Source organism: Coxiella endosymbiont of Amblyomma sculptum (assembly GCF_009883795.1).
Lineage (GTDB): Bacteria > Pseudomonadota > Gammaproteobacteria > Coxiellales > Coxiellaceae > Coxiella.
The window spans coordinates 611,811-622,921 of the sequence record NZ_CP033868.1 but is presented as its reverse complement, the minus strand read 5'-3'; the positions used below and the strand labels follow the sequence as shown (position 1 = coordinate 622,921).

The window sequence follows — 11,111 nt, the reverse complement described above, 5'->3', positions numbered from 1 at the left end:
TCTATTCTTCTCCAGAAAAAACATTGCTATGTCGATAATTCAAAATTTTTTCCAAAATATTTGTTTAAAACAAATACCTAAGATTCGCAATAATTACGAAACACCACTGTGCTTTAAATTCTCCAATAACAATAGATCATCTTCTTTGAAGTTTGATTTATATATTCCGAAAATTTCCCAACTTCTTGAATGCAATGATTTTCGAATTGATACAGTCATTCATTTCTAAATAAACAAAGCATTAATAAACAGATTTTTGATGAGCCGGGAAAACACACACTTTATGTCAAATTTTTTCAAAGAAAGATATCCAACATTAGTAAAGAGTAAAGAGTAAAGAGTAAAGATGTTCAACATTGTACCATTGCACTAAGAAAGTAATTCTAAAACTGCCATTCGAACAGCCACCCCGTTTTGTACTTGCTGTAAAATGACCGATTGCCCACTGTCAGCAACTTCTGAAGTAATTTCAATGTCTCGATTAATTGGGCTTGGATGCATAACAATTGCATCTGATCTAGCTAGTGCTAGTCTTGTAGATGTCAAACCATATAATCGACGAAAAGTGTTTGTTTTTATGGGATTATTGTGTCGTTCTTTTTGTAAACGAAGAACGACTATAACATCACTATTAATCAGACTTGTTTCTAATATTGGAAATTTTTTAATACGAGGATCCGTAATCTTTTTCGGCAACAACTGAGAAGGACCAGAAAGTCGAATTTCAGACACGCCCATGATTAGCAATCCCTCTATTAAGGAATTTGCCACTCTCGAGTGGCAAATATCCCCGATGATGGTGACACATAATTCTTTCCAATGTTTCTTATATTGGTGGATAGTCATTAAATCAATGATCCCTTGTGTAGGGTGTTGATGATTTCCATCTCCAGCGTTAATAACCACACTATATTTTAGTTGTTCCGCTAGTATTCTTGGTTGGTTTTTTTCAGTGTGACGAACAATAAAAAAACGTACTCCCATAGCTTGCAAATTTTTAACCATATCCAAGACAGTTTCTCCTTTCTTCAGAGAAGAAACTTTAAGATCAGGAGTTAGAACAATGGCCCCTAATCTTTTTGCCGCAATTTCAAAGGAATTACGTGTACGAGTGCTAGTTTCAAAAAATAAATGAGCGACTACTTGTCCTATCAACGTATCGAAAGTTCTGTTTTCTTTAACATCGGAAAGAAAATCGTTAGCTCTTTGTAGAATTAGATTAATTTGACAACGAGTGAGCGACTGCATACTTAATAGATGACGAAAATCTTTCTTTTCCATTTATTTCGGTTTATTTCGGTGGATCTGTATTTTCCTGTAACCATTGTTCCAAGATGATCTTGGCGGCATAACTATCAAATTGTTTGGGAAATTTAAAATTTTTTTTCCGATTGAAATACAATTTTCTAGCTTCAACAGTCGTAAGGCGTTCGTCTACCGTATAAACCGGAAGATCTGTTTTCGACCGTAATGTATTTGCAAATTTACGTGCGGCGTAAGTAACAAACTGTTCTGAACCGTCCATATTATACGGAATTCCAACTACGAGAGTATCGATTTCCCATATTTTAATAATCTCATTTATTTGTTTCCAAGGAATCCCATTTTTAGACTTTAAGATAGTGTTAGGATGTGCCGATCGAGTCAACGTTTGACCTACAGCAATTCCAATACGCTTTAAACCAAAATCAAATCCTAGTACCATAAGATGAGAAACATTTAGCTTTTCCAAAATTTTTTGTAGCGTTGAGAAAGAAACCATTATTGCGTACGTCCCAATTTAGGCATGCCCCACTTGGTCAGACAGTTGATTGATATCAATTCCAATAAGAGATGCCGCTTTTTTCCATCTCTGCTTTAAAGGAGTTTCAAATAAAATAATCTGATCATAAGGCACGACTAACCAATCGTTCTGCGAAATTTCTTGTTCCAATTGACCCGATGCCCATTCAGAGTAGCCTAAAGCAATCAAAAAATTGCTAGGACCTTCATTGTTGGCGATGGCTTCTAAAGTCTCTTTAGAAGTAGATACAACAAGTTGATCCTTTTTATTTTTATTTCCAATTTGTTTTTCGTAAATAATAAAACCGTTTTCCTGACTTATCGGACCCCCCATCAAGATGGGATGTTCCCCAATGTTTGGAACGTTGAGTTTAATATTTAAGTGTTCTAATACATTGTCCAAAGTCACTTGCAAAGGTTTATTGACAATGATTCCTAGTGCTCCTTTATAATCATGTTCAGAAATATACACAACAGATTGGGTAAAATTAAAATCATTCAATTGCGGCATAGCCACTAAGAAATAATTTGATAAAAAATTCGTTTTTAGCATACCAATAAGTGTCAAAGTATGCAGGGATATTCCCTGAGCTGCAACTTCTAACCTCTATTCAATACATCAATAATTTGCCATAATAACCATTTTATCAGAGCTAGAGGAAAATGTATGAATCGAATCGCTTCGCAATCTGTCTACACAGATCTTTCTATTGATAAGCTCATTCGGCATGCCATTCTGAATGGAGAAGGAAAGTTGAGTTCAACAGGAGCTCTGGCCGTTAGAACAGGCAATCGAACAGGGCGTTCTCCTGAAGATCGCTTCATTGTTAATGATGCAGTAACAGTTGATCAGATTCAGTGGGGAAAAGTCAATCAACCCATTGAATCTTCGGTGTTCGACCGGTTGTGGAATCGAGCAAATTCTTATCTTTCCAAACGTTCTCAATACGTTTCTCATTTACAAGTGGGTTCGGATAAGCATTTTTTTCTTCCGATACAGGTAATTACTGAATTGGCTTGGCACAATCTGTTCGCGTGTAGTCTTTTTACTAAGCCCAATAGAAACGTCAGAAAAAAACCTGAATGGGTTATGCTAAATGTACCCGGACTAAAAACGAATTCGGAAAAGGACCAAGTACACAGTGACGGAGTTGTTATAATTAATTTTTCACGACGTCGTGTTCTTTTGATAGGTATGCTCTACGCGGGTGAAATGAAGAAAGCAATGTTTACAGTACTAAATTATCTTTTGCCCCCCCAAGACATCTTGCCTATGCATTGTGCTGCAAATGCTGATAAATGTGGTAATAATGTCGCTTTATTTTTTGGATTGTCTGGAACTGGAAAGACAACTTTATCTTCGGACGCAAATCGATTTTTAATTGGAGACGACGAACATGGATGGAGTCGTGAAGGTGTCTTCAATTTTGAAGGAGGTTGCTATGCTAAGTGCATTGATCTATCCAAAGATCAAGAGCCTACAATCTGGGAAGCCATTCGTTACGGAGCTATTATGGAAAATGTAGTTTTGCAATCTGGTAATCGTGCCGATTATGGTGACGCACGTCTAACACAAAATACACGGGTCGCGTATCCTTTAAAACATGTTGTCTCACGCGTCGAAGACAATGTAGGATCTCCGCCCAGTGCAGTAGTCTTTTTAACCTGTGATTTGTATGGTATCTTACCTGCCGTTTCTCTACTTACGAAAGAACAGTCTGTATATTATTTTTTAAGCGGCTACACAGCTCTAATAGGTGGTACAGAAATTAAAAGTACTACAGAAGTGAAAGAAGTGAAACCTATCTTTAGTACTTGCTTTGGAGAGCCATTTTTTCCCCGTCCTCCTATAGTATACGCAGAATTGCTTGTAAAACGTCTTGAAGAAACAAAATGTCAAGTATATCTTGTTAATACAGGTTGGACAGGGGGTTCTTATGCAGAAGGAGGCGCCCGATTTCCAATTTCCGTAACTCGTTCTATTATTAATTCCATACTTGCAGGGAAAGTAAAAAACCAGCCTACAGAAAATTTGAGAGGATTTAATTTAGCGATTCCTAAATCGATCCCGGGAATAGAAGATAAGATCTTGCATCCTCGGCAAACTTGGGCGGATGTCAAAGCGTACGATGTAAAAGCTCTCGCACTAATCAAAAAATTTCAAGAAAACTTTCTTAAGTTTCAAGTAACGGATGCTGTTCAACAATCGGGGCCTATAATTGGTGAGATATGTAGCTAGAAAAATGACTGTATCTACAAATATTAAGAACATCAGAAAAGAGATTCGTGCAGCAGAAAGACAATATGGGCGGAAACCAAACTCTATCATTCTATTAGCTGTTAGCAAATCGCAAGCCACTGATAAATTAAAAACAGCAATTTTTGAAGGACAAACAAGTTTCGGTGAAAATTACGTTCAGGAAGCTTTACCTAAGATGCGTGACCTACACAATTACCATCTAGAGTGGCATTTTATCGGGTCAATTCAATCTAACAAAACTCGTACTATTGCTTCCCACTTTTCGTGGGTACACAGTGTTTCTCGATTAAAAATCGCGGAACAATTGAATAAATATCGAATGTCAGAGTTGTCTCCTCTAAACATTTGTATCCAAGTTAATCTCAGTAACGAAAAAAACAAGAGTGGTATTAATCTTACTGACTTACCAAAATTCGCTGCCGAAATAAACAATTTCGAGAGATTGCGACTGCGTGGTATAATGGCTATTCCGGCTTATGTGGGAGATTTTAGTGCACAGAAACACGAATTTGAAAAAATAAAAAATACCCAAAAACAGTTAGCAAAAAAAGGTATTGTATTGGATACGTTATCGATGGGAATGACACATGATTTCCGAGCGGCTATCGCAGCAGGTAGCACGATGTTGCGTATCGGTACGGGTGTTTTTGGTCTACGAAATTGAAAGTGTTTCTGAGTCTATTTTTGATTTCTAGCGGATCGCCCCGTTTTTTCTTTCCAATTCAAAACAGGAAGATGATTTGTATCTTTGATTATATTTGTGGAAACAGAAATTCTCTGTTGATTTTTTGTAATTAATCTCAATAATTTCTTGAGGTGTTTATTGTGGTGTTTAGGAAGATTGTAAAGGAGTTTGAATAGTTTGTTAAGCTATAGCGAAGGGGATAATATATGAGTAAATATGTATACTCTACATCTGATGAGAATTTCGAGAAAGATGTACTTGAATCGGACGGTTCTGTTCTTATCGATTTTTGGGCCGATTGGTGTCAACCGTGTAGAGTAGTTGCTCCAATTTTAGAAGAAACAGCTGAAGAATATGATGGTCGTGTTAAGGTATTTAAGATGAACGTAGATGATAATACTAAAATTCCAGATAGATATGGAATAAGAGGAATACCTAGTCTTTTAATCTTTCGAAATGGAGATGTAATTGCCAGAAAAGTAGGTGTACTGAACAAATCGCAGTTAGTTTCTTTTTTGAACGAGAACTTGTATTATTCTCAATAGACCAAAACCTTTTTTGGTATGTAAGATCATGATGGAGTTCTACACAACCTTGTTATAAATCTCTAGGAAAAATTCCTCAGAAGAGGCTTCTGAAACTTTGATTTTGGGGAGTAGAATGGGGCTATATTAAGAGGAATTAATTACTTATTTTTATTCGAAACAGCCCAAATTCTTGAGTTGGTTTTTCTGCTTTACAATAACTAAATGAGGTGTCATCGCAATTTATGAACTTAACTGAGCTTAAACAAAAATCAGTTCCAGAATTAATGAAAATTGCCCAATTGATGAGTTTAGAGCATGTATCGCGTTCTCGAAAACAAGACATTATTTTTGCGGTCTTAAAATCACATGCTAAAAAAGGAGAGGATATTTTTGGAAACGGTGTTTTGGAAATTCTCCAAGATGGTTTTGGATTTTTACGTTCCTCCGATAGTTCTTATTTAGCCGGTCCTGATGATATCTATGTTTCTCCTAGTCAAATTCGAAGATTCAATTTGCGTACTGGGGATACTGTTTCTGGGAAAATTCGCCCTCCTAAAGAGGGAGAACGTTATTTTGCTTTATTACAAGTTAACGAAATTAATTTGGAAAAACCCGAAGCTTCTAAAGGAAAGATTCTTTTTGAGAATCTCACACCGCTTTTTCCAGATGAACAAATTCAAATGGAAATGGGAAATGGCAGTACAGAAGACATTACCGCTCGAATTATTGACTTAGTTGCACCTATTGGAAAAGGACAACGAGGTTTGATTGTATCACCTCCTAAAGCTGGAAAAACAATGATGTTACAAAATATTGCCCATTCTATCACCGGTAGTCATCCTGAATGCATGCTAATTGTATTGTTGATTGATGAACGTCCAGAAGAAGTGACGGAAATGGATCGTTCTGTAAAAGGAGAAGTTGTAGCTAGTACTTTTGACGAACCTGCTTCACGTCATGTACAAGTAGCAGAAATGGTCATTGAGAAAGCAAAACGACTTGTAGAGCATAAAAAAGATGTTGTTATTTTGCTTGATTCTATCACTCGTTTAGCGCGCGCTTACAATACTGTGATTCCAGCTTCAGGAAAAGTCTTAACTGGTGGTGTAGATGCAAACGCGCTGCAAAGACCTAAGCGTTTTTTTGGAGCTGCACGTAATATTGAAGAGTGTGGCAGCTTAACGATTATCGCAACTACTTTAATTGAGACTGGATCTAAAATGGATGATGTGATTTATGAGGAGTTCAAAGGGACAGGTAATATGGAGATTCATTTGGATCGTAGAATTGCTGAGAAACGAACGTTTCCTGCTATTAATATCAATCGATCTGGAACGCGAAGAGAAGAATTGATGATGAGACAGGATATTTTACAAAAAGTATGGATTCTTCGCAAGATTCTTCAACCTATGGACGAGGTGGCGGCAAGCGAATTTTTAATTGATCGATTAAAATTGACAAAAACAAACAACGATTTCTTCGATTCAATGAAAGGATAAGAGAGAGAATAAGAAGAGAGGATAAAAAAACCAGCGGCTCATCGGAACCCTGCTCTTTGAAAAAACATCAATAATTATTAATTACTGTCTCCTTCTTTATTTCTTTTCATACAAAGATCTATTTTCCATACTGCATAAGATGGAATCTCGTATGGATGAACGCGCAATAACTCTTTCACTACATTTTGTATGTATTGATCTTCGCAAACCATTTCTACTAAATATTCTTCAACAATTTCGATTCGATCATGAGTACCTACGTAAGGTTGACTAGAACTCAGAGGGCGATACTGTCCTGTTCCTAAAGTTTGCCATGCACAGCAATCATAATTGCTTAACCGGCCAGCCCCAGCTTTGAATAAAGCAGTTTTGATCGGTTCTAAATGATCTATTGGAACGTAAAAAGAAAACTTATACACAGAAAACACTCTTGCAAAATCGGGAGTTTTAGTATACAAGAAATTGGTAGACTAGAATAGACAGAAAGCAGAGAAATTTTCAGAAGTGTAAAATCTTTAGTGTAAAATCTTTTTAAGATTTCTATAAAACTTCTTCATCATTCGATAGGGAATCTGTCCAGGTGCTGATTGTGTTTCCTCTTCAAGAGAGGAAAAAGTCAAATATCCTCCAAACAATGGAGCTAATAATCGAACTATCCTGCCTTTTTTCCCCATTCCTAATACAATGACATTTTCATCTTTTCTCTTATTAAGTAGTAACTGAAATAGAATCTTCACATCAATTTGACTGTTTATCATAACCGAAATTTTTAAAACATCTGGATTAAAATTCCGCATATGCATCATGATCATTTCAAGATTCTTTAGATCTGGAGTTTCCACAAAATTATGATAAGAAAGGATAAATTTAGATTTTTTATTATGAATGGTGATTCTATTTGCCGTAACAAGATCAATGTCCAAATAATCGAATCCGAGTGTATTTCCCATTTGCAAAATTTCGTTTTTCTTCTCGAAAGTACCTTTGAAATTTCCTCCTTCCGATCTAGAACGACAGCATAAGATAGATTTTTTATTGGTGTTTCTTGCGATAGCATTGAGTTTCATAACATTTATATTCTGAATCCAATCTACGCGCAATTCTACAAAATTTGATAATTCTTGAGATTTTTTAAGTTGTAGTAAAAAAGATTCGAGAGTCCTTCCAACTACTGAGATGCACACCACATTTTCATCATTCATTTGTTTTGTAGTGTTAGTGAGGACTATTTAGACTTCTTTGACAAAACACACAATCACCCTTTCTCTCTGTTGAGAATTTCGAAATTTTTTCGCTCTGGAGAAATGTTCAAAAACGATCGTTGCGCTTTTTCATTGTCCTTATTCAGTTGATTTATACGGCGACACGGGGTGCCGATCTAGTTTATCCAATAACAAATCCTTACGTTTCCAGATTGAATTCAGCCACTGCTGAAAAGAACGGCGAAAATCACGGTTTGTATAGTAATCTCCAACAAGACTAGTGGTTATAGGTAGCAACTCGTAATATACAGTAATAGCAGAGAACTCTCCACAAAAATATTTCCAAAAAGTAACAGTTCTAGAATCAGTGGTTTGATGCACATTGTGGGAGTAGTGAATGGTTACATTCAAAATTCCACTCAATTTTCGATTTAGTTCTTTTATAACAACAGCAATTCCTCCTGCTTTTGGATTTAACAAATGTACATAAGGAGAAAAAGGGCTTTTTTTGACTACCTTAAAACGGGTGCCTTCCACAAAATTTACTACCGTTGTAGGAAATTCTTCAAATTTCTTACATGCTTTTTTTACAGCTTCAACATCATACTTTCTCAATTTCGGTTGATTCCGAATTTTTCGGTGAGAATAACGATATAAGAAAGGATATTCTAAAAACCAACAACTCAAACCAAGTATGGGCAATTTCCATAATAATTCTCGCTTCATAAAAAACTTGATCACAGGGACTTTACAACCAAATACACGACCGAGAACCAAAATATCAAGCCAAGTTTGATGATTACTAATTAAAAGATACCACTGACGAGAAGAAAGACGACATTCGCCTATAGTCTTCCAACGAAGATTTCGTAATTCCAGGAATTTTCCAGAAATGACAGACCACAAAACAGGAAAAAATAGAGCGATTTTCATCAATCTGCGATACCAAGATTTCACTAATACGACCCGAGATAGGAAACCAAAAATAAGCGCAAATGTTCCCAAAGCAAAAGAAAGAATTGTATACAGAAATACGAGGAGAACTCCCAATAAGAAATTAAAGAGACGTCTAATTCTCTGTCTTTTTATAAATCCCGACAAAAATTTCTCCTACCTATTCTTCTTCCGTTATTGAATCCACTTTTCGAGATATGATACTGGGTACGAGATTGAGTTACATTAATTAATTCTAAAGGAATTTCATCCAAGAACCGCGAAGGCTGATTAAATTTTTCCAATCCATACATATAGCGAGACGCAGCATAAGTCAAAATTAACTTTTCTTTAGCACGAGTCATTCCTACATAACACAATCTCCTTTCTTCCTCCAATTTATCTTTTCTGTCTACAGATATACGATGGGGAAACAAATTTTCTTCCAGTCCATTAATAATTACTAGAGGAAACTCTAGCCCCTTAGCAGCATGTACAGTCATCAGATTTATACAATCACTACTCGGATCCACTTGCTCTTCGTCTCTTCTTAGAGCGATATGAGCAAGAAAAACGCTTAAAGGTGATGAAAAAACAACTTCGTTTTTCATTGTTTTTGATGAAGAGAATTGTAAAACGACATTGGTTAGTTCTTTTAAACTTTCGACACCTTTTTTGTAGAATGCAAGTAAACCACTTTTATTTAGGATTTTTTCTATTTGTTCAACTAACGAAAAGTCTCTCGTTTCCGCTTTAAGTGACTCGATCAGATTAAGAAATTGTTGCAAAGCACTAAGAGTTCGTGCGTTTAAACTTTTTTTTTCGATCAAATACTTTGCAGCTCCCCATAGAGAGATACCTAGATTATGGGCTACAGAACGTAATGCATTCAAAGCAGTATTACCCACGCCTCGTGTAGGAACATTAACAACACGCTCAAAAGCTGTATCAGAATGACGATTGTCCAGCAAACACAGATAAGCAATTGTATCCTTAATCTCTACTCGTTCGAAAAAATCCAAATCGCTACAAATTCGGTAAGGAATCTTTTGGTCAACCAATCGATTCTCTAATGAACGAGACTGAATATTTGAACGATATAGGATTGCAATATCGTTATATTTCCGTCCTTCTCGTTGTATCCAAGATTTAATGCACGAGATGACATAAAAAGCTTCCTCACATTCGTTGGAGGCCGCATATACAGTAATACGCTCACCAATGTCACTTACAGTCCATAATTTCTTTCCAAACCGGTTCGCATTATTTTTAATAACTGCATTAGCGGCATTAAGAATAGTTTGCGTTGATCGATAATTCTGTTCCAAACGAACTGTCTGTACATCGGAAAAATCTTGAGAAAAACGTTGAATATTTTCCGTTGTCGCTCCGCGCCAACTATAGATGGACTGATCGTCGTCTCCCACTATCATCATTTCTGTACTATTGTCCATCAAAGTCCGTAACCAAGCGTACTGGACAGTACTTGTATCTTGGAATTCGTCTACTAAAATGTAACGAAAACGTTTCTGATAATGACGTCTAATCGGCGATACATTGCGAAGCAATTCTAGCGAACGCAGTAATAGTTCTGGAAAATCAAGCAATCCGCTTCGACAGCAAATTTCTTCGTAAGTTTTGTAGACTTTAGAAAGGATATTTTTGAAATGATCGTTTGAATCGTTTAATTGAATGTTACATTGATTTTCCTCTTTTCGCTTATTAATAAACCATTGAATCTTCTTAGAAGACCATTGTATTTCCTTTAAATATAAACTTTTCTGAATTCGACGAATTAAACGACACTGATCTTCAGAATCGAGAATCTGAAAAGATTTCGGTACACAAGCCTCTTTCCAATGTGTTCGGAGTAAGCGATGTGCCAAATTATGAAAAGTTCCTATCCATATGGTGGTTACAGCGGAGGTACCTAACATAACTTCAACACGTCTACGCATTTCTTGTGCCGCTTTATTGGTAAAAGTTATTGCTAAAATACTGTAAGGAGATATATTTCTTTTTCGAACAAGCCACACTATCCGATGGGTCAATACTCGAGTTTTTCCACTGCCCGCACCAGCCAATACACAGATATAGGGAGACGATGAGGTAACTGCTTCTTCTTGTCTTAGGTTTAACGATTCCAAAAACTTATATCTCTTTCAAATACCGAAACAATCTTACCGTATGTCATTGTACCATTAATCACAAAGTTGACAGAAG

General features: G+C 36.2%; 11 protein-coding genes. 4 read left to right on the top strand and 7 right to left on the bottom strand.

The window, feature by feature from the left end; all coding sequences use genetic code 11:
- Window positions 1–369: 369 nt before the first annotated feature.
- The 3 genes from EGQ50_RS02890 to EGQ50_RS02880 all read right to left on the bottom strand — a co-directional run bounded on the left by EGQ50_RS02890 (window position 370) and on the right by EGQ50_RS02880 (window position 2,335).
- Window positions 370–1,281, bottom strand: a complete 912-nt coding sequence (locus EGQ50_RS02890; RefSeq protein WP_159748382.1) for an aspartate carbamoyltransferase catalytic subunit — start codon at window positions 1,279–1,281, stop codon at window positions 370–372.
- Window positions 1,282–1,291: 10 nt separating this feature from the next.
- Window positions 1,292–1,705, bottom strand: a complete 414-nt coding sequence (ruvX, locus tag EGQ50_RS02885; RefSeq protein WP_218939768.1) for a Holliday junction resolvase RuvX — start codon at window positions 1,703–1,705, stop codon at window positions 1,292–1,294.
- A gap of 75 nt (window positions 1,706–1,780) precedes the next feature.
- A complete protein-coding gene (locus tag EGQ50_RS02880; RefSeq protein ID WP_159748378.1) occupies window positions 1,781–2,335 on the bottom strand; it encodes a YqgE/AlgH family protein in 555 nt (184 codons plus the stop codon).
- A 114-nt stretch (window positions 2,336–2,449) separates the two neighbouring features.
- Here EGQ50_RS02880 and pckA point away from each other — a divergent pair, with 114 nt between their 5' ends.
- The 4 genes from pckA (at window position 2,450) to rho (ending at window position 6,753) form a co-directional block, all read left to right on the top strand.
- Window positions 2,450–4,021: a phosphoenolpyruvate carboxykinase (ATP) gene (gene pckA / locus EGQ50_RS02875; RefSeq protein WP_159748376.1), complete on the top strand. Its 1,572-nt coding sequence runs from the start codon at window positions 2,450–2,452 to the stop codon at window positions 4,019–4,021.
- Between the two features lie 4 nt (window positions 4,022–4,025).
- Window positions 4,026–4,706, top strand: a complete 681-nt coding sequence (locus tag EGQ50_RS02870; protein WP_159748531.1) for a YggS family pyridoxal phosphate-dependent enzyme — start codon at window positions 4,026–4,028, stop codon at window positions 4,704–4,706.
- A gap of 227 nt (window positions 4,707–4,933) precedes the next feature.
- Entirely contained in the window at window positions 4,934–5,272 is a 339-nt protein-coding gene (trxA, locus tag EGQ50_RS02865; RefSeq protein ID WP_159748374.1) for a thioredoxin, read from the top strand.
- A 224-nt stretch (window positions 5,273–5,496) separates the two neighbouring features.
- On the top strand, window positions 5,497–6,753 hold the full coding sequence (rho, locus tag EGQ50_RS02860) for a transcription termination factor Rho (RefSeq protein ID WP_159748372.1): 1,257 nt from the start codon (window positions 5,497–5,499) through the stop codon (window positions 6,751–6,753).
- Between the two features lie 77 nt (window positions 6,754–6,830).
- Here the strand turns inward: rho and EGQ50_RS02855 are convergent, their stop codons facing one another.
- The 4 genes from EGQ50_RS02855 to EGQ50_RS02840 form a co-directional block, all read right to left on the bottom strand.
- Window positions 6,831–7,172 (bottom strand): YqfO family protein, encoded by a 342-nt coding sequence (locus EGQ50_RS02855; protein WP_159748370.1) that lies wholly within the window; start codon window positions 7,170–7,172, stop codon window positions 6,831–6,833.
- A 96-nt stretch (window positions 7,173–7,268) separates the two neighbouring features.
- Entirely contained in the window at window positions 7,269–7,955 is a 687-nt protein-coding gene (gene aroD, locus EGQ50_RS02850; protein ID WP_159748368.1) for a type I 3-dehydroquinate dehydratase, read from the bottom strand.
- 138 nt (window positions 7,956–8,093) lie between these two features.
- Window positions 8,094–9,056, bottom strand: a complete 963-nt coding sequence (yihG, locus tag EGQ50_RS02845) for a 1-acylglycerol-3-phosphate O-acyltransferase, YihG family (protein WP_256375960.1) — start codon at window positions 9,054–9,056, stop codon at window positions 8,094–8,096.
- On the bottom strand, window positions 9,041–11,035 hold the full coding sequence (locus tag EGQ50_RS02840; RefSeq protein ID WP_159748366.1) for a UvrD-helicase domain-containing protein: 1,995 nt from the start codon (window positions 11,033–11,035) through the stop codon (window positions 9,041–9,043). Before EGQ50_RS02840 ends, yihG begins: the two co-directional genes overlap by 16 nt.
- Window positions 11,036–11,111: the final 76 nt, after the last annotated feature.